Here is a 19,403-nt window from a genome sequence, read left to right on the forward strand (position 1 = left end):
CCGACGATCTATTGCAATTACTCTCCAAGAAGATATGGTAGCGATATCAGGGAGAGGAAAGATGAAGAGTCGGACTTTGGTCGCGCTGGCCGTAACGGCGTGCGCAGTGATTTCGCCCTATCATATCGATGCGCAGACGTTGAAGGTCAGTCCCCAGCAAACCCTTGAAACGCAAGGGTTGAGCGTCATTATCGACCAGAACAAGTTCAGCCCGATCTTCTTCGACGAAAAAAATGCGGGTATTCAGATCATTCTGCATGGCGATCGTATCGCCACCGACGGCGATGTTCGCCTTAACCCGACGCCGGAACAATGGGATCCGGTTCCTGCCTTTCTCGACCGCAGACTGGGCAGCGAACCCAATCAGGTCATTGTTCATTCCGCTTACAAGAAGCAGGGGCTGGACTATCACGTCTCGGTAACGGCGGAGGGTGACGGCTTTCGCATCGCGGTCAATCTCGACAAGCCGCTGCCTGCCGATCTTGCGGGTAAGGCGGGGTTCAACCTCGATTTCATTCCCACCGCCTATTTCGGCAAGACCTATATGATGGACGGTGCGCCGGGGCTGTTCCCGCGCGATCCCGACGGGCCGATGAAGAAGGACGGGTCGGGCGATCCGATGCCACTGGCATCCGGCGGCAAGTCGATAACGCTGTCGCCCGAAGACCCGAAAACGCGCGTCACCATCACATCGGACGGAGCGCCGCTGGCGCTGTACGATGCGCGCAACCGGGCGCAGAATGGCTGGTTCGTGGTCCGTTCGATGATCCCGGCGGGGGCGAAGGACAATGCCGTGGTCTGGCATGTGCGTCCGCACGTCATCAAGGACTGGGTGCGTCAGCCGGTCGTGTCCTATAATCAGGCGGGCTATACGCCCGATCGCAGCAAGGTCGCGATGATCGAGCTGGACCCCCATTTCAAGGCACCCGCCGAAGCGACGCTGGTGCGCCTGACCGAGGATGGTACGCCGCAACCGGTGCTGACCGCGAAGGTGAAGCCATGGGGCAAGTGGCTGCGCTATGACTATGCCGCGTTCGATTTCTCCAGCGTGCATACGCCGGGCCTCTATGCGATTTCCTATGCCGGGCATACGACCGATCCCTTCCCGATCTCGCCCAAGGCCTATGCGCATATCTGGCAGACGTCGCTCGACACCTATCTGGCCGAGCAGATGGATCATATGGAGGTGCGCGAACAATATCGCATCTGGCAGGGGCCGTCGCATCTGGACGATGCGCGGCAGGCACCGCCCAATATCGTCCATTTCGACGGCTACAAGATGGGGCCGAACCTCGATTCCCCCTATAAGGCGGGGCAGCATATTCCCGGCCTGAACATCGGCGGCTGGCAGGATGCGGGCGATTACGACATTCAGACGCCCAGCAACGCGATGGTTATCCGCGATCTGGTCTGGGGACATGAACTGTTCGGCATGAACTGGGATGAAACCACGGTCGACGAACCGGCGCGCTATGTCCAGATCCGCAAGCCCGACGGCAAGCAGGACGTGCTGCAGCAGATCCGCCACGGCACCATCCAGTTGCTCGCGCAATATAAGGTGTTCGGCCATGCGATCGTCGGCATCGTGTCGCCGACGCTGAAACAATATACCCATCTGGGCGATGCCGCGTCGCAGACCGACCGGCTGATCTACGATCCCAAGCTGGGGCCGTTGCAGACCAGGGGCGGGTATTCGGGCAAGCCGGACGACCGCTGGGCCTTCACCACCGACCTTCCGGCCAATGATCTGGCCGTCGCGGCAGCGCTGGCCGCATCGGCGCGTGCGCTGCACGACAGCGATCCGAAGATGGCGGCACAGGCGCTCGCCGCGGCCAAGGATATGTGGCAGAAGCAGCGTTCACGCATGGGGGCGAATGCGCCGCAGGGCGATGGCCGCGACGGCGGACGCTTCCTGACGATTTCGGATGCGTCGGCGACGATCGAACTGCTGATTACCACCAGGGGCGATCCGGTCTATCGCGCGCGGCTGAAACAGCTCATGCCCGCGATCAAACAGCATTTCGACTTTATCGGCGGTGCCGCCATCCGTGCGATCCCGTATATGGATGCAGACTATCGCGCCGCGCTGGAGCCGATGGTGAAGGCGTATAAGGCAAAGGTCGACAGCACCATCGCCGACAACCCCTTCGGCGTGCCGATCAGCATGGGAAGCTGGGCCGGGTCGGCGCAGGTCGCGGCGTTCGGTTCCACCATGTATCTGCTGCACAAGACGTTCCCGCAGATTGTCGGGCCGGAATATACGCTGCACGCTCTGGATTACATGCTGGGCCGCCATCCCGCGACCAATCTGTCGCTGGTATCGACGGTGGGCACCAATTCGAAACTGATCGGCTATGGCCACAATCGTGCCGATTACAGCTTTGTCCCCGGCGGGATGGTGCCGGGCGTGATCGTCATCAAACCCGACTTCCCGGAGGAAAAGACGCACTGGCCGTTCCTGTGGTTCGAGAATGAATATACGGTCAGCACCACGGCCGCCTATATCCTTGCCGCCAATGCCGCGATTGCGGTGACGAAGGACGAGAAATAGGCGTCAGTCGCTGACGACCAGCCTGCGCGTGCGCCGATAGAGCAGTACGACCAGCGCGACGAAAATGATGACCCCGCCGATCAGCGCGGGGCCTTCGAACCCGTCCCCGACCAGCGCGAGCGGACTGTCGTTTCCGCTGGCGGCGACGATCCCGGCGAAGAGGACGCCCCACAGGCTTTCGCCGACGATCATCCCGGTCGCGGTCAGCACGCCCATGCGCTGCGCGAATTCGGGGTCGGCGCGTCCCGCCGCCCAGCGGTCGTAGAACCAGCCGATCAGCGCGCCCGCCGATACCGGCAGAATCAGACTCATCGGCAGGTAAATGCCGATGCCGACCGCCAGCGGGGGCAGGCGCATCCGTCCCAGCATCCCCAGCACTTCGTCCAGCACCACGAAGATCACGCCGGCCACCGCCCCCCAGCCGATCATCGCCCAGTTCAGATTGCCGCCCAGCACACCCTTCGCCAGTGCGGAGATCAGCGCCGCCTGTGGCGCGGGCAGTGCATCCGGCCCGGCACCGGGAGCACCGGCAAAGCCGAAAGCGGTGTTGAGCAGGTCGAGCACCGGCGGGATGATGAGGCTGCCGAACACCACGCCGATGACCAGCGCGACCTGTTGCTTCCATGGCGTCGCACCGACCAGTTGGCCGGTCTTCAGGTCTTGCAGATTATCGTTCGAAATCGTCGCGACGCCGAACACGATGCCGGTGACGATCAGCGCATAGGCGATCAGCGCGTCGGTGGTGCCCGTCGGCTGGTCGCGCCCGAACAGCCCGACCAGCATCAGCGCGGCGGCGACAACGGACAGGATGCCGATCCCCGAAACGGGGGAGTTCGACGCCCCGATCAGCCCGGCCATATAGCCGCACACCGCCGCGATCAGCAGGCCGATGACGATCACGAAGGCCAGCGCGCCCGCGATCAGCACGATTTCCGATCCCGCCAGCGGCCCGCTGCGGATCAGGCTCCACAACAGGATGGCGATGGGCAGCAGCATCGCCACCGCGCCCGCGCCGACCACCGCGATCGGCAGGTCGCGTTCTTCCAGCGCCAGTGCCTCGCCCGCATGGCGCGCGCGACTGGCGGCCATGGCGGAACGGATGCCGCCGATCACCGGACCTGCGATGCGCAACAGCGTCCAGATCGCCGCGACGCCAATCACGCCCGCACCGAAAAACCGGACATCGTCGCCGAAAATCTGCCCCGCCCATGCTTCGGGGCCGCCGGGCAGGGGGTGTTGCGTCGTCAGGATGGGGAGCAGGATGCCCGAACTGACGATCACGCCGATGAACATCGCCACGCCCACCGAAATGCCGACCAGATGGCCGACGCCCAGCAAGGCGAAGGAGAGCGTGAAGCCACCGCCCGTCGCACCGCCGCCGACACGAAACCATTTGGTCGCCTCGCTCGCCACCAGCTTTGTCTGCGTCGCGATGGCATAGCCCATGCTGATGATGCCGTTCCACAGCAGCACGCTCAGCCCCTTGGCGCTTTCCACCGCACCTTCACGCGATTCGGAACCGACCTTCAGTACCTCTGCCGCGGCCTTTCCTTCGGGGTAGGGCAGGTCGGTATCGACGACGAGCGCGCGGCGCAGCGGTACCGAAAACAGCACGCCCAATATGCCGCCGGTGCCGGTGATCGCGGCGGTCGTCCAATAGGGAAAGCCCTGCCACCAGCCGATCATGACGAGGCCGGGAAGCACGAAGATGATCGCCGCCAGCGTGCCCGCCGCACTGGCGACGGTCTGGACGATATTATTCTCGTAGATCGTCGAATCTCTGAACCCGCGCAGCACCGCCATGGAGATGACGGCGGCGGGAATCGAGGTGGCGAAGGTCAGCCCGACCTTCAGACCCAGATAGACATTGGCGGCGGTGAACAGCAGCGTGATGATGCCGCCCAGAATGACCCCGCGCAGCGTAAGCTCTACCGGCGAAGACCCCCGCTTCGCCTCTTCCACCGTGCTCGCCATCCTGATCCCCGACCCTTTGCATGATTGTTGCGTGCCCGCTTCATGCCATGCCGCCTGTCCTGCGCCTAGGGGAAACCCGAGGTGGCGTTTTCAACGGGGTGTCGCCCCCTATCCGCACATATTCGCGTCGGGCAGGCCGATCTTCGTCGGCGGAACGGCAATGTTCCGGGCGCGTGCGGCCGCTTCCAGACTCGGCGACGGTCCGGGCAGGCTCATATCGGTCGCGGTTTTGTAGAAGGGGTCGGACTCGGCCTTGGGCAGGCTGATGAAGGTGAAGCCCATCGAATGGTAAAGCTTCAGCAGGCGCGGCAGCATGTGCGCATCGAACGCGCCCAGATGCATCAGCAGCACATAGGGAATGTCGCGGCCGTACAGTTCGTGCGACAGTTTGCGTTCCTTGAGCGCCTGTTCGCGCGCGGCACCGAGATAGCTTGCTTCCAGTTGCCCGACCGCCTGATGATTGCCCTTTTCCATGCAGCGGGCATAGGGCACGTTCCAGCCATAATCGCCGAAGCTCATCGTAACCGCGGCAATGCGATAGCCGTGCTGCCCCAGATAGTGGCGAAGCGAATCGCGTTGCTGCGGCGTCTTGCCCTCGGCCAGATAGGGAAAACGCAGCCAGCGCCAGTCATGCCCCTTCATCAGCTTTTTCAGGATCGGGACGTTTTTCTCCATTTGCGCTTCAAAGGCGGCAACCCCTTTTTCGTTGAGATTGAGATGGTTGTAGGTGTGATTGCCGATCGGGTGTCCGGCGGCGCGCCAGGCCGCGAGCACCCTGGGCGATTGCGGATTGTCGGCACCGAACCCGCCGTTCATGAAGCCGAATGCGGGGGCGTGATATTTTTTCAGGGCGGCGATGATTTCGTGAACCACGTCCAGTCGGGTGACGCCGGGCGGCAACGGGCCGTGGGCGGGCATGTCGTCGAACGTCAACGCAATCCGGGGCGCGGGAGAGGCGGGTGCCGGGGCGTTTGGAGGGGTTTGACCCGACGCCATCTGAGAAACGCCCAGCAGGGATAATGCGGCAATGCCAGCGCACGCGAACTTCAACATCTTCAGCCTCTCCGTTATGGTTATCGCTAACACTACTATGCGGCGCCGATTTTCCGCAAGGGCCGATGCGCGGGCGTAGAGCGGAAAATATCGTTCACGTATCCTGAGCCGCGCAAAATGCGTTTGCGGCAATTGACAATTTCCCTTCAAAAATGAATCTGGTATCGCTATCAAAATAGAGTCAGACATAACCGGGTGAAACTTTCACCGGAAAGGAGAGGGTGATCGAAAGGGCGCAGCCATGGGCGGCCGAATTGTGCGATGCGTCGCGTGACCGGCGTCGGGAAGGAGCGCTTCCCCGACGGACGCCGGACATTTTCCTCCCCAATGAACTTGAACGCGACTCGTGCATGGCGAGGCGCCCCTTTGGATGCGCGCAGGCGCGCCATCGCATTTTAAGGAGCAACGATGCCTAAAATCACTGCCGCGAAGGTGATCGTAACTTCACCGGGGCGGAATTTCGTTACGTTGAAGATTGAAACGGACGAAGGCGTGTACGGGCTGGGCGACGCCACGCTCAACGGGCGCGAGCTGGCGGTGGCGGCCTATCTGAACGACCATGTCGTTCCGTGTCTGATCGGGCGCGACGCGCATCGGATCGAGGATGTGTGGCAGTTTCTCTATCGCGGCGCCTATTGGCGGCGCGGGCCGGTGACGATGTCGGCGATCGCCGCCGTCGATACCGCGCTGTGGGATATCAAGGGCAAGCTGGCGGGGCTGCCGGTCTATCAGTTGCTGGGCGGGGCGTGCCGCGAAGGGTGCATGGTGTATGGCCATGCCAACGGCAAAACGATCGAGGAAACGATCGACAACGCGCTCCATTATCAGGAGCTGGGATATAAGGCGATCCGCCTGCAATCCGGCGTGCCTGGCCTGAATTCGACCTATGGCGTGTCGAAGGATCGCTATTTCTACGAACCCGCCGATGCCGATCTGCCGACCGAAAATGTCTGGTCGACCAGCAAATATATGCGTTCGGTGCCGCCATTGTTCGACGCGGCGCGCGACGCGCTGGGCTGGGACGTGCACCTGCTGCACGACGTGCATCACCGGCTTACCCCCATTGAAGCGGGGCGGCTCGGCAGGGATCTCGAACCCTATCGCCTGTTCTGGATGGAAGACGCCACCCCGGCGGAGGGGCAGGCCAATTTCCGCCTGATCCGTCAGCATACGACCACGCCGCTGGCGGTGGGCGAAATCTTCAACTCGATCTGGGATGCCAAGCAACTGATCGAGGAGCAACTGATCGACTATATCCGCGCGACCGTCGTGCATGCGGGCGGCATCAGTCATCTGCGCAAGCTGGCGAGCTTTGCCGATCTGTACAATGTACGCACCGGCTGTCACGGGGCCACCGATCTGTCGCCGGTATGTATGGCGGCGGCACTGCATTTCGGCCTGTCGACCACCAATTTCGGCATTCAGGAATATATGCGGCACACCGAAGAGACCGATGCCGTCTTCCCGCATCATTATCGCTTTGCCGACGGGCTGATGCATCCCGGCGATGCGCCGGGACTGGGCGTCGATATCGACGAGGAACTGGCCGCGAAATACGAATATAAACGCGCCTATCTGCCGGTGAACCGCCTGGAGGACGGGACGATGTTCCATTGGTAGGAGATAATGCCGTGAAGGAGGCCGCAGACGCCGCCACGCTGCCCGGATCGGACGTACCGCGTCCGCCGATGGCAAAGCCTTCGGGCAAGGTGCGCTGGATCGTCTGCGCCTTTCTGTTTTTCGCGGTCGTATTGTCCTATGTCGACCGGCTGGTGCTGCCGGTGCTCAAGCCCGAACTGGCGACGCGCTATCACTGGGATGAGGAAGGCTATGCCAACCTCGCCGCCTATTTTCAGCTTATCTACGGCATCGCCTATGTCTTTTCCGGCTGGGTGATCGACCGGATCGGGGCGCGGCTGGGTTATGCCGTGGCGATGGCGTTGTGGACGCTGGGCCATGTCATGCACGCGGCCTTCACCACGACCTCCGGCATGATCTGGGCGCGCATTCCGCTGGGTATCGGCGAAGCGGCGACGTTTCCCGCCGCGCTGAAAACGGTCGGCGAATGGTTCCCCAAGCGGGAACGGGCGCTGGCGATCGGGATTTTCAATGCCGGGTCGAATGTCGGCGCGATCGTCACGCCGCTGCTGGTGCCGTGGATCGTGGTCGGGTTGCAGCTTGGCTGGCGCGCGGCCTTTTACGTCACCGGTTCGCTGTCGGTCATCTGGCTGATCGGCTGGCTGATCTTCTATCGCCGCCCGCGCGAAAAGGCGTCGGTCACGCCGGAAGAGGTTGCCTGGATCGAGTCCGATTCGACGCTGACCGAAGATGAGGAAGACCGGCAGCCGCGTCCGTCCTGGGGCAGCATGTTCCGGCATCGTCAGGCCTGGGCCTATATCACCGGCCGCTTCATGATCGATCCGTTCTGGTGGACCTTCCTGTTCTGGCTGCCCGATTTCTTTTCGCGCCGGTTCGACCTGAAGCTCAGCGAGTTCGGTCCGCCGCTGGTGGCGGTATACCTGCTTGCCGATATCGGATCGATCGGCGGCGGCTGGATCAGTTCGCGGCTGCTGGGGCGCGGGTTCAAAACGGGGCGTGCGCGCAAGATCGCGATGTTCTGTTCCGCGCTGTGCACCGTGCCGATCGCCTTTGCGACTCAGGCGCCGAATATGTGGATCGCGGTGCTGTTCATTGGCCTTGCCTGTGCCGGGCATCAGGGCTTTTCGGCCAATCTCTATGCACTGCCGGGCGATCTGTTCCCGCGCCGGATGGTGGGGTCGGTGGTCGGCATCGGCGGATTGTCGGGCGCCATCGGCGGCTTCATCATGGCGAAGTCGGCAGGGGCCATTCTGGAAACCGTCGGCAGTTTTCAGCCGATCTTCATCGCCGCCGCCTGTGCCTATCTGCTGGCACTGCTGGTCGTACACATCATCGTGCCGCGCTATGCGCCCGTGCCGCTGTCGAAACTGACCGGCGACGCGCAGACTGCAACACACTGAAACCGGGAGAAGTCAATGCGAATGCTGGGAATTGTTGCAGGGCTGGCGCTGGTCGCGACCCCCGTTGCCGCGCAGACGCCGGTCAGGGGCAGCGCATGGACCGGAAGCTGGGCATCGGCACAGCAGATTCCGGAGCCCAATAATGCGCTGCCGCCCGAAAAGCTGACCGACGCCACGCTGCGTCAGGTCGTGCACCTCAGCATCGGCGGGCCGGAAATGCGTATTCAGGTGTCGAATGCCTTCGGCAAGCAGCCGCTGCGTATCGACGGGGTGCATGTCGCCTATTCAGCCGATCCCGCAAGCGCGCGGATCGTGCAGGGCAGCGACCATCGCGTGACCTTTAACGGCAGCGACAGCGTCGTGGTGCCGGCGGGCGCGTCCTACTGGTCGGACCCTGTCAATATGGCGGTGCGCCCGCTGTCGAGCCTGGCCGTGACGATGTACCTGCCGAAAGCGCCCGCGCGTGAGACGAGCCATCCCGGATCGCGCGCCACCAGCTATGTCGTGCAGGGCGACCATCTGGCCGATGCCGACATGCCCGATGCGTTCAAGGTCGATCACTGGTTTCAGCTTGCCGGGATTTCGGTCGAAACCCCAGGCCCGGCGCATGCAATCATTGCCCTGGGCGATTCGATTACGGATGGCCATGCCTCCACCACCAACGGCAATGATCGCTGGACGGACTTTCTGGCCAAACGGTTGCAGGCCGGGGCGACGACCCGCAATCTGTCGGTCCTTAATCTCGGCATCGGCGGCAATCATCTGCTGACCGACGGGCTTGGTCCCAATGCGCTTGCGCGCTTCAATCGGGACGTGCTGGCCCAGCCGGGGGTGCGCTATATGATCGTGCTGGAGGGGATTAACGACCTTGGCGGACTGTCGCGCGAAAAGACGACGACACAGGCCGACCATGACGCGCTGGTCGCGCATATGATCGGGGCGCTTCAGCAGATTGTCGAGCGCGCGCGTGCGCATGGGATCAAGGCGATCGGCGGCACCATCATGCCCGACGGCAAGTCGGGATATTACCACCCCGGTCCGATGAGCGAGGCGGATCGGCAAAAGGTGAATGCATGGATACGAACGCCGGGGCATTTCGACGCCGTCATTGATTTCGACCGGATCATGCGCGATCCGAAACATCCCGGCAACCTGAACCCGAAATACGACTCAGGCGATGGTCTGCATCCGGGGCCGGTCGGGTATAAGGCGATGGCGGATGCCATTTCACTGTCGCTGTTTCACTGAATTGCGCATGGAATGGGGATCGGGACGCTGGTAACGGGTCAAAACTTGACGCAGTTGCACGGATACATACGGTATCGCTAACAATGTGCTGTGTTGATGAGCAGGGGGTTGGGTTTGAGTAAGAATGCGTGGGAAGCGCTGGAATCGTCGCTGCCGGAAGGCTGGCAGGATGCGAAGCTGCTGGGTCGGATCGATACCGGGGAAGGGCCGACGCCGGTCCTGATCGATACCGGTATCGTTTTCGATATGAGCCGGGTTGCGCCCACGGTTTCGATGCTGGTCGCCGACCGTGCCTTTGATTCCGCGGCGGGGCAGTCGCTGGGACCGCTTGCGGAACTGGGGCTGTCCGCGGCACCGGACGGATCGCACCGGATTTTGAGCCCGATCGACCTGCAATGTGTGAAAGCGGCGGGCGTTACCTTTGCGATTTCGGCGATCGAGCGCGTGATCGAGGAACGTGCGCGGGGCGATGCCGGGGGTGCGGCGGCGGTACGCGAACGGCTGGAGGCGCGTATCGGCGGATCGATCCGCTCGGTCGTGCCCGGATCGCAGGAGGCCGCCGATCTGAAGGCGGCACTGATCGAAGACGGCATGTGGTCGCAATATCTGGAAGTCGCGATCGGGCCGGATGCGGAAGTGTTCAGCAAGTCGCCCGCGCTGGCGACGGTCGGCTGGGGTGCGGATATCGGTATCCGGTCGGATTCGACCTGGAACAATCCGGAACCGGAAGTCGCGTTGCTGGCGGATGCGCAGGGTGAGCCGGTCGGCGCGACGCTGGGCAATGACGTCAATCTGCGCGATTTCGAAGGGCGTTCGGCGCTGTTGCTCAGCAAGGCGAAGGATAACAACGCCTCTGCGTCGCTGGGGCCGTTCATCCGTCTGTTCGACGACAATTTCACGCTCGACGATGTACGCGCCTGCGACGTGACGCTGCGGATCGAAGGCGAGGACGGTTATGTGCTCGACGGTGTCAGTTCGATGCGGGAGATCAGCCGCGATCCGGCGGTTTTGCTGCGGCAGACGATGAGTGAGCATCATTATCCCGACGGGTTCATCCTGTTCCTCGGCACGTTGTTCGCGCCGATTCAGGATCGCGATCAGCCGGGGGCGGGCTTTACCCACAAGGTCGGGGACAGCGTCACCATCGCGTCGCCGAAACTGGGTAAGCTGGTAAACCGCGTCGTGACCTGCAAACAGGCGGCACCGTGGACGATGGGAATTGGTGCGTTGATGCATAATCTGGCCGCGCGTGGCCTGCTTGCGAAGTAAAGGGTTGCCGGTGGGGACGGGTGACGATGTTGGAGAGTGAATTGGTGTTAGAACGGACAAGGGTGGCAGAGCAGCGGGCGATTTACCCGAGCCTTCAGGATAAGCGCGTGCTGATCACCGGTGGCGGTTCGGGTATCGGAGCCGGGCTGGTCGAAGCCTTCGTGGCGCAGGGCGCGCGCGTCGCCTTTGTCGATATTGCCGGGGAGGCCAGCGAGGAACTGGTCGAGCGGTTGACGCCCTCGGCGCGCTATGCCCCGGAATTCAACCTGTGCAATCTGGTCGATCTGGACGCGTTCAAGGCGGTGATCGCCGATGTCGAAAAGACTTTTGGCGGCATCGACGTGCTGGTCAACAATGCCGGGAATGACGACCGGCACAGCATCGACGAAGTGACGCCGGAATATTGGGAAGAACGGCTGGCGGTGAATCTGCGCCATCATTTCTTCGCGATTCAGGCCGTCGCCCCTTCGATGAAGCGCGCAGGCGGCGGTGCCGTGGTGAATTTCGGATCGATCAGTTGGCATCTGGGCCTGCCCGAGCTGATTGTGTATCAGACGGCGAAAGCGGCGATCGAAGGACTGACGCGCGCACTGGCCCGTGATCTCGGACGTGACAATATTCGCGTCAACACGGTCGTGCCGGGGAATGTCCAGACGCCGCGCCAGATGAAATGGTACACACCGGAAGGAGAGGCCGAAATTGTATCCGAACAATGCCTGGACGGGCGTATTCAGCCCAGCGATGTCGCCGCGATGGTCCTGTTTCTCGCGTCCGAAGATGCCCGGATGTGCACAGGCCATGATTATTTCGTCGATGCCGGCTGGCGCTGAAACATGACGGGCCGGGCGCACAGCATTTGCGACGTCGGCGCGACGCTGGGCGAGGGGCCGATCTGGGTCGCTCGCGAAAGCGCGCTCTATTTCGTCGATATCAAGGCGCCGCGCGTCTATCGCTATGATCCCGCCACGGCGAAGCTGGAGCATTGGGATGCGCCGGGACAGGTCGGCTGGATCGTGCCGATTGCGGGCGGCGGGTTCCTGACCGGTGTTCAGGACGGGCTGTACCGGTTCGATTCCGCGAGCGGCGCGTTTGAGAAGCTTTGCGATGCCGAACCGGAAAAGCCCGGCAACCGCATGAATGACGCAGCGGTCGATCCCGCCGGGCGGCTGTGGTTCGGGTCGATGGACGATTCCGAGGAATCAGCCACCGGGCATCTGTATTCCTTCACCAACGGCGTCATTCGCGACAGCGGCGCTGACCCGGTCATCATTACCAACGGCCCCGCCATCGCACCCGACGGCAAGACACTGTATGCCGTCGACACCGCCGATCGGCGCGTGGATGCCTATACGATTACAGCCGAGGGCACGCTGACCGAAAAACGTCCGTTTCTGGTCCTCGACGACAGCGTTCAGGGCCATCCCGACGGCGCGATCTGTGATTCCGAGGGCGGCATATGGCTGGGCTTTTTCGGAGGCGCGGCGGTACGGCGCTACGCATCCGACGGGCAGTGCACCCAGACGGTTGAATTTCCGGCGTCCAACGTGACCAAGATTGCGCTTGGCGGCCCGGACGGTCGCGATGCCTATGCGACGACCGCCCGAAAGGGATTAAGCAAAGAACAATTGGCAGAGCAGCCGGAAGCGGGCAATCTGTTCACCTTCCGGGTGAACGTTCCCGGGATTTCCGGTACCGAGTTGAAACTCGATAAATAGGACTTCGCGGATTGCGGCGTCTTTTAGGGGAAGGGTGTTAGTATGGATGGTGAAGCGCAGGCCGGATTTTCCGACGGCCAGCCGGTTGCCGAAGAACTGAACAAGGGTCTGATCGCGCTGATCGTAATCGTGGCGACGATCGGCGGGTTCATGTTCGGCTATGATTCCGGCGTCATCAACGGGACGCAGGACGGGTTGAAGGCCGCCTTCGACCTGAGCGACTGGTGGCTCGGCTTTGCCGTGGCGGCCTTGTTGCCCGGTTGTGCGATCGGAGCGTTTCTGGCGGGACGGCTGGCCGATACGATGGGTCGCCGCAACGTCATGATGCTGTCGGCATTTACCTTCGTGCTCAGCGCCCTTGTTGCCGGTGCGGCGCCGACCGACTGGGTATTCATCGGCTCGCGTTTCGTCGCAGGTCTGGCGGTGGGTGCGGCCAGCGTGCTGGCCCCCGTCTATATCAGTGAAGTGACACCGGCCGCGGTGCGCGGTCGTCTGGCGAGTATCCAGCAGATCATGATCATCAGCGGCCTGACCGGCGCGTTCGTGGTCAATTACTGGCTGGCGAACACGGCAGGGCATTCGACCGCGACCTTCTGGCTGGGCTATCCGGCCTGGCGCTGGATGTTCTGGGCGCAGGTGTTGCCGGCGGGTATCTATCTGCTGACGCTGCTGCTCATTCCCGACAGCCCGCGTTTTCTGGTGATGCGCGGCCGCGATGCCGAGGCGGAATCGGTGCTGGCGCGCATTCTCGGCCCGGCAGCAGCCAAGGTGAAGGCGGCCGAGATCCGTTCTTCGCTTGCCGGTGACCATCATCGCCCCCGGCTTTCCGATCTGCTGGACAAGCAGACCGGACGGGTGCGCAAGATCGTCTGGGCCGGGATCGGCATTGCCATGCTGCAACAATTTGTCGGCATCAACATCGTCTTTTATTACGGGTCGGTGCTGTGGCAGTCGGTGGGCTTCAGTGAGAGCGACTCGCTGCTCATCAACATCCTGTCAGGCTCGCTCTCGATCCTGGCGTGTATCGTCACGGTGTTCACGATCGACAAGATCGGTCGCAAGCCGCTGCTGCTCATCGGTTCGGCGGGGATGACGGTGACGCTTGCGGTCGTGGCGATCATGTTCTCCACCGGCACGTTCACGGACGGCACGCTGCACCTGTCCGATCAGAACGGCCTGATCGCACTGATCGCGGCCAATCTCTATGTCATCTTCTTCAACGTAAGCTGGGGGCCGGTGATGTGGGTGATGCTGGGCGAGATGTTCCCCAACCAGATTCGCGGTTCCGGCCTTGCCGTTTCGGGCTTTGCGCAATGGGGTGCTAATTTCGCGATCAGCGTCAGCTTCCCGGCGATGGCGGCAGGGGTCGGCCTGCCGGTCACCTATGGCCTCTATGCCGCTGCGGCGTTCATCTCCTTCTTCTTCGTGAAGGCGATGGTGCACGAAACCCGCGGTCGCGAACTGGAGGATATGGAAGGGTAAGCCCCTTCCTCCTTCGCACAAAAAAGGGCGGGGCCGATTATCGGCACCCGCCCTTTTTCATATCCGCTGCTGTCTGTCGGTTATTCGGCGGCGTAGGCGAAGGGGCCGACGGTCGATCCGACGAAGCCGCCCGCGACATGGGTGCTGAGGATCGTCGCGTCCTGCGCCTTGCCGAGCATGTGCCACTGACCGGGACGCAGCGCATAGGCAAAGCGGATCGTCGCGGCGTCGGGCATCACGCGCAGTTCGATGTCCGACCCTTGGTTGAGGGGGACGGGCGCGGATGCCACCAGCGTTCCCGTCGCCGGGTCTTTGTCACCCGCACGGCGACGCACCTGGACGGCATAGCCATCGGCAGTGCGCGTCAGGCCGATGGTAAAGAAATGCGTGCCCGATTGCAGGATCGCCAGTCCGGCGCGGTCGCCGATATGGGCGGGCATGAAATGCAGCTTCGTAGTGATGACCGCATGATGATGCTGCAACCGCCGCCCGACATAGCTGGGCTGACCGTCGCCGCCGATTGGATCGGGACGGGCGATCAGGCGCAGCGTGCCGTCGGCAACGCTGCTCCAGTCGCTGTGCGGCGTGCGGATCTTCAGCCATTGCATCGCCAGCTTGGTGCCGTCGAAATCGTCGCGATAGCAAAACGCCCCGTTGGTCGGCAGTGCAGGCGCCGGCGCCTTGGGCAGGTCGGGCCGTTTGTGCACCCAGGGGATCGGGGTCCTGGGTGGCAGGATGGTCGGCCAGCCGTCTTTCCACGTCACCGGCAGCAGAAAGGTTTCCCGCCCGATATTATAGTCGTCCCCCTGATAGGGTCGGGTGGCGAGGAAGGTCGCCCACCACTGTCCCTTCGGCGTCGTGACCATATCGGCATGGCCCGCCGAGGTGATCGGATGGGGCCGGTCGGGCGGCAGGTCGCGTTGCGTCAGGATGGGGTTGTTCGGCCCGGCGACATAGGGGCCGTCGACCTTCTTGCTGCGCCAGATGGTCTGCGAATGGTTGACCGCCGTGCCGCCCTCCGCAGTGGAGAGATAATACCAGCCGTCATGCATGTAGATGTGCGGGCCTTCGGTCCAGATCGGCTTTTCGGCCGGGTGCACGCCGCCGTCGATCAGCACGGTGCGCGGGCCGAAGGGCTGAAGCGTTTTCAGGTCGATACGCTGAATCCAGATGGCGCGATGGCCCTCATAGCGCGGCTTTTCCGGTGGCGCGCCGTTGTTGAGAATCCATGCGCTGCCGTCGGTGTCGAAGAACAGCGACGGATCGATGCCGTCGATCTTGTTCCATACCGGGTCGGACCATGGTCCCGCCGGATTCTTTGCGGTCATGACGAAATTGCCGCCGCAATCGACGCAGGTGCCCGCCAGATAATAGGTGCCGTCATGATAGCTGAGATCGGGCGCGAAAATGCCGCGCGAAATGCCGATCTTGCCGAAATTCATCTGCGACGGCCGGTCGATCGCATTGCCGATCTGCGTCCAGGAAACGAGATCGGTGCTGTGAAAGATCGGCAGCCCGGGGAAATAGGCGAAGGTCGAGTTGACCAGATAAAAATCCTTGCCGACGCGCAGTACCGACGGATCCGGATAGAAGCCCTGCAGGATCGGGTTGCGATACTGGTCCGGCCCCGGTTTCACGATGCGGTCAATGGGGTCGGAACCCCGATAGGAAAACCAGTCGAAGCTTGCGACCGGGCCGGTGGCGGTGGCCGATGCCGCGCCCGTGGCGAGCAATGCGGCGGCTGCGATAGCTGTGCGCAGCATCAGTGGTTATGCCGCGGCGTCTTTGCCGCGACCCCACGATATTTGACCGCGAAATCAAGCACACCGCCCTGTTCGAGCTGGCCGGTTTTTTCGCGATACAGTTCTTCCCATGGCGTGTGGCTTTCGGGATAGGCTGGAATACCGTCCTCTTGTTGTCGTCGTTCGATTTCAGCCTTTTCCACCAGTGCGTTGCAGGTGCCGGCGTTCAGGTCGATGCGGATGATGTCGCCGTCGCGCAGCCAGCCAAGGCCGCCGCCGACCGCGCTTTCCGGTGAGACGTTGAGGATCGAGGGACTGTCGGACGTGCCCGATTGCCGTCCGTCCCCAAGCGTCGGCAGCGTCTCGATCCCGGCGCGGATCAGCGCGTCCGGGGGCTGCATATTGACGACTTCGGCAGATCCCGGCCAGCCGATCGGCCCGGCCCCGCGAATTACCAATATGGTGTTTTCGTCGATGTCGAGCGCAGGGTCGTTGATGCGGTGGTGATAATCGTCGGAGCCGTCGAACACGACCGCTTTGGCTTCGAAGATATTTTCCGAACCCGGTTTCGACAGATAGCGGCGACGGAAATCATCGGAGATCACCGATGTCTTCAAAATGCCGAAATCGAACAGATTGCCGCGCAGAACCAGATAGCCCGCGCGTTCCAGCATCGGTTCGGCAACCGTGCGGATCATCTCCCGATCCTTTGTCTGGCGGCCCTTGATATTCTCCCCGACGCTGGTGCCGGTAACGGTCAGACAATCGGTATCGAGCTTGCCAGCAATCGCCAGTTCGTGGAGGATTGCGGGCACCCCGCCCGCGCGGTGGAAGCGCTCACCCAGATATTTTCCCGCTGGCTGCATGTTCAGGATCAGCGGGATGTCATAGCCGAATTCGGTCCAGTCCCCGGCGCTCAATGCGACCCCGGCATGTTGCGCCATCGCCATGATATGCGGCTGCGCGTTGGACGATCCGCCGACCGCGCTGACGAGGCGGATGGCGTTGAGAAAAGCCTCCCGCGTCAGGATTTTCGACGGGCGCAAATCCTCATAGGCCATGTCGACGATGCGCTTGCCGGTTTCATATGCCATCTGGCCGCGCTCGCGATAGGGCGCCGGAATGGCGGAGCAGCCGGGCAGCGACATGCCCAGCGCCTCGGCCACCGCATTCATCGTCGAGGCGGTACCCATGGTGTTGCAATGTCCGGCGGACGGTGCGCTGTCGGTCGCGCGGTCGAGAAATTCCTCCTCGGTAATCTCGCCCGCCGCCAGCTTGCGGCGCGACCGCCAGATGACGGTGCCGGAGCCGACCAGCTCGCCCTCATGCCAGCCGTCGAGCATCGGCCCGCCGGACAGGACGATGGCGGGAATATCGACGGTGGATGCCGCCATGAGCTGCGACGGCGTGGTCTTGTCGCAGCCGGTGGTCAGCACCACCGCATCGATGGGATAGCCGTAAAGCGTTTCGACCAGCGCCATATAGGCAAGGTTGCGGTCCAGCGCGGCGGTCGGACGACGGCAATTCTCAAAGATCGGGACGACGGGAAATTCCATCGCGACGCCGCCCGCATCGCGGATACCCTCGCGCACACGCTGCGCCAGATCGACATGGATACGGTTGCACGGCGACAGGTCGCTGCCCGATTGCGCGATACCGATGATCGGCCGGCCGGAGCGTAATTCGTCCGGAGTCAGGCCGTAATTCATGAAGCGTTCGAGATAGAGCGCCGTCATGTCGGAACGCCCCGGTGCGGCGAACCAGTCGCGGGAACGGAAGGGTTTTGCGGGCTGACGCGGCACGATCTTCTCCTGATTGCACCCTCTCAGGGGTGTGAGCGCTATCAATGATAGTCGCGCAACCCGGTATGAAGCAAGTCAGGAAGGGGGACGCCGACGCGGTGCCGCATCCGACTGACGCCGGATCAGCGTGAATTCCAGATCGACTTTTTTCGCTTCGTCGGTGCGCTTGCTCTTCATGCGGGTGACGAGCAGTTCGATCGCGGAGCGGGCCATATTGGCAATCGGCTGACGGATTGTCGTCAGTTCCGGCCAGATCGCGGTGGCAAGCGTGGTATCGTCGAAGCCGCAGACCGTCAGGTCGCCCGGAACATCGAGACCGCGCCGATGCGCCACCGCGACGGTGGCCGCCGCCATGTCGTCATTGCTGGCGAAGATCGCCGATGGCGGATTATCCGAACCCAGCAGCTTTTCCGCCGCATCCAGTCCCGAACGATAGGTAAACAGTCCCGGAACGACGAGTTCCGGGTCATGCGATACTCCGGCTTCCTCCAGCGCGGCCAGATATCCGTTCAGCCGCTGCTTGCTGACGCTGAGCAGGGGGTTGCCCTGAATAAACGCGATCCGGCGGTGCCCCAGCGACAGAATATGATTAGTCATGGAGCGTGCCGCAGCGAAATCGTCGATGCTGACCGTATCCACGTCGATACCGGGACGGAGACTGCCGACGAGGACGTAGGGAATGGCCTCCTCTTCGATCAGGTCGAGCAGGGGCGGAAAATCGCTCAGCGGCGGGGGCAGGATCAATGCATCGACACCGCTGTCGATCAGATGCCTGGCGACCGCGAGGCCGCTATCGTCGGGATCGCATTTTTCAACGATCAACTGGGTATCGCTGCGGCTGGCCTGATCGAGGCTGCCGACCAGAAATTCGCTGAGATAGCTGGCGCTGGGATTGCTGTAGAGCAGGCCGATACGCCGCTGACCGGCGCCCGCCAGAGAACGCGCGGCGGAATTCGGCGCATAATTCAGCTGTTCGACGGCTGCCTTCACGATATCGCGCGTGGCCGGACGAACATTCGCCTCGCCATTGATAACGCGTGACACGGTCATCGCCGATACCCCTGCCAGACGGGCAACATCGGCAATGGTCGGGGCGCCGTTACGCCTCCCGCCCTTGCGTCGCCTCGGTCGGTGGGGAGTCGTTGCCATCTATTCGCTCCTGTTACAGGGCGCGCTTGAAAAAGCACGCGTAAATCGGACAAATGCAATATTCAGGCGTATCCAGTCCAGTATTTTCAATAATTTTCGTTTTTCACTGTCGCCTAAACACGTCCTTGAAACAGCAGTCCGGAACTGATAGCGCTATCAAAAGATTGACTGACTGAGTTGACGATATTTCGGACGGATATGAATTTTTGCTCTGAAACCGGGGCAACTATGTTTTGACTGCTCCGTGAACTGCAGAGGCCAATATCCTGCCTGGGGCGACTGTCCGAAGGTTTCGGGCTTTCCAGCGCGAGCGCATGGAGACAGTCCGGTCAGGCATATTTCAACCCATCAGGCTGGCCACTTGTCGTACAAAATGCTAGAGGCCTCGGCAGCTATTCAGGCCATTGATTAAGCCCCGA

At 62.4% G+C, this 19,403-nt stretch carries 13 protein-coding genes; 8 read left to right on the forward strand and 5 right to left on the reverse strand.

Annotation, left to right across the window (positions count from 1 at the left end):
* Positions 1–61 precede the first annotated feature (61 nt).
* Entirely contained in the window at positions 62–2,551 is a 2,490-nt protein-coding gene (locus FHR23_RS13105; RefSeq protein WP_184004805.1) for a glycoside hydrolase family 9 protein, read from the forward strand.
* 3 nt (positions 2,552–2,554) lie between these two features.
* Here FHR23_RS13105 and FHR23_RS13110 read toward each other — a convergent pair whose 3' ends face one another.
* Positions 2,555–4,525, reverse strand: a complete 1,971-nt coding sequence (locus FHR23_RS13110) for an OPT family oligopeptide transporter (RefSeq protein WP_184004810.1) — start codon at positions 4,523–4,525, stop codon at positions 2,555–2,557.
* A 108-nt stretch (positions 4,526–4,633) separates the two neighbouring features.
* Positions 4,634–5,578, reverse strand: coding sequence for a polysaccharide deacetylase family protein (locus FHR23_RS13115; protein ID WP_246359880.1), 945 nt, complete (start codon positions 5,576–5,578; stop codon positions 4,634–4,636).
* Positions 5,579–5,986: 408 nt separating this feature from the next.
* Between FHR23_RS13115 and manD the strand changes: the two genes are divergently transcribed.
* The 7 genes from manD to FHR23_RS13150 all read left to right on the forward strand — a co-directional run bounded on the left by manD (position 5,987) and on the right by FHR23_RS13150 (position 14,291).
* Complete coding sequence (gene manD / locus FHR23_RS13120) at positions 5,987–7,198, forward strand: D-mannonate dehydratase ManD (RefSeq protein ID WP_184004814.1); 1,212 nt, start codon at positions 5,987–5,989, stop codon at positions 7,196–7,198.
* A gap of 68 nt (positions 7,199–7,266) precedes the next feature.
* Positions 7,267–8,577, forward strand: a complete 1,311-nt coding sequence (locus FHR23_RS13125; RefSeq protein ID WP_184004912.1) for an MFS transporter — start codon at positions 7,267–7,269, stop codon at positions 8,575–8,577.
* A 21-nt stretch (positions 8,578–8,598) separates the two neighbouring features.
* Positions 8,599–9,825 carry an SGNH/GDSL hydrolase family protein gene (locus FHR23_RS13130; protein WP_221227534.1) on the forward strand — a complete coding sequence of 409 codons (1,227 nt, stop codon included), beginning with the start codon at positions 8,599–8,601 and terminating at the stop codon, positions 9,823–9,825.
* Between the two features lie 138 nt (positions 9,826–9,963).
* Entirely contained in the window at positions 9,964–11,094 is a 1,131-nt protein-coding gene (locus FHR23_RS13135) for a fumarylacetoacetate hydrolase family protein (RefSeq protein WP_425506371.1), read from the forward strand.
* A gap of 26 nt (positions 11,095–11,120) precedes the next feature.
* Positions 11,121–11,924, forward strand: coding sequence for a D-xylose 1-dehydrogenase (gene xylB, locus FHR23_RS13140; protein ID WP_184004823.1), 804 nt, complete (start codon positions 11,121–11,123; stop codon positions 11,922–11,924).
* Positions 11,925–11,927: 3 nt separating this feature from the next.
* Complete coding sequence (locus FHR23_RS13145) at positions 11,928–12,809, forward strand: SMP-30/gluconolactonase/LRE family protein (RefSeq protein WP_184004826.1); 882 nt, start codon at positions 11,928–11,930, stop codon at positions 12,807–12,809.
* A gap of 42 nt (positions 12,810–12,851) precedes the next feature.
* Positions 12,852–14,291 carry a sugar porter family MFS transporter gene (locus FHR23_RS13150; RefSeq protein WP_184004829.1) on the forward strand — a complete coding sequence of 480 codons (1,440 nt, stop codon included), beginning with the start codon at positions 12,852–12,854 and terminating at the stop codon, positions 14,289–14,291.
* Between the two features lie 80 nt (positions 14,292–14,371).
* Here FHR23_RS13150 and FHR23_RS13155 read toward each other — a convergent pair whose 3' ends face one another.
* The 3 genes from FHR23_RS13155 to FHR23_RS13165 all read right to left on the reverse strand — a co-directional run bounded on the left by FHR23_RS13155 (position 14,372) and on the right by FHR23_RS13165 (position 18,984).
* Entirely contained in the window at positions 14,372–16,054 is a 1,683-nt protein-coding gene (locus FHR23_RS13155) for a glycoside hydrolase family 43 protein (RefSeq protein ID WP_184004832.1), read from the reverse strand.
* Positions 16,054–17,769, reverse strand: coding sequence for an IlvD/Edd family dehydratase (locus tag FHR23_RS13160; RefSeq protein ID WP_246359891.1), 1,716 nt, complete (start codon positions 17,767–17,769; stop codon positions 16,054–16,056). The genes FHR23_RS13155 and FHR23_RS13160 overlap by 1 nt, the downstream gene beginning before the upstream one ends.
* 141 nt (positions 17,770–17,910) lie before the next feature.
* Positions 17,911–18,984, reverse strand: a complete 1,074-nt coding sequence (locus FHR23_RS13165; protein WP_184004840.1) for a LacI family DNA-binding transcriptional regulator — start codon at positions 18,982–18,984, stop codon at positions 17,911–17,913.
* Positions 18,985–19,403 lie beyond the last annotated feature (419 nt).

Origin of the sequence: Stakelama sediminis, from assembly GCF_014199335.1 — a bacterium.
In the GTDB taxonomy this organism is placed as follows: Bacteria; Pseudomonadota; Alphaproteobacteria; order Sphingomonadales; family Sphingomonadaceae; genus Sphingomonas; species Sphingomonas sediminis.

Coding starts and splice junctions, on each gene's coding strand:
- FHR23_RS13105 (WP_184004805.1), top strand. CDS start 62: ATGAAGAGTCGGACTTTGGTCGCGCTGGCCGTAACGGCGTGCGCAGTG.
- FHR23_RS13110 (WP_184004810.1), bottom strand. CDS start 4,525: ATGGCGAGCACGGTGGAAGAGGCGAAGCGGGGGTCTTCGCCGGTAGAG.
- FHR23_RS13115 (WP_246359880.1), bottom strand. CDS start 5,578: ATGTTGAAGTTCGCGTGCGCTGGCATTGCCGCATTATCCCTGCTGGGC.
- manD (WP_184004814.1), top strand. CDS start 5,987: ATGCCTAAAATCACTGCCGCGAAGGTGATCGTAACTTCACCGGGGCGG.
- FHR23_RS13125 (WP_184004912.1), top strand. CDS start 7,267: ATGGCAAAGCCTTCGGGCAAGGTGCGCTGGATCGTCTGCGCCTTTCTG.
- FHR23_RS13130 (WP_221227534.1), top strand. CDS start 8,599: ATGCTGGGAATTGTTGCAGGGCTGGCGCTGGTCGCGACCCCCGTTGCC.
- xylB (WP_184004823.1), top strand. CDS start 11,121: ATGTTGGAGAGTGAATTGGTGTTAGAACGGACAAGGGTGGCAGAGCAG.
- FHR23_RS13145 (WP_184004826.1), top strand. CDS start 11,928: ATGACGGGCCGGGCGCACAGCATTTGCGACGTCGGCGCGACGCTGGGC.
- FHR23_RS13150 (WP_184004829.1), top strand. CDS start 12,852: ATGGATGGTGAAGCGCAGGCCGGATTTTCCGACGGCCAGCCGGTTGCC.
- FHR23_RS13155 (WP_184004832.1), bottom strand. CDS start 16,054: ATGCTGCGCACAGCTATCGCAGCCGCCGCATTGCTCGCCACGGGCGCG.
- FHR23_RS13160 (WP_246359891.1), bottom strand. CDS start 17,769: ATGACGGCGCTCTATCTCGAACGCTTCATGAATTACGGCCTGACTCCG.
- FHR23_RS13165 (WP_184004840.1), bottom strand. CDS start 18,984: ATGGCAACGACTCCCCACCGACCGAGGCGACGCAAGGGCGGGAGGCGT.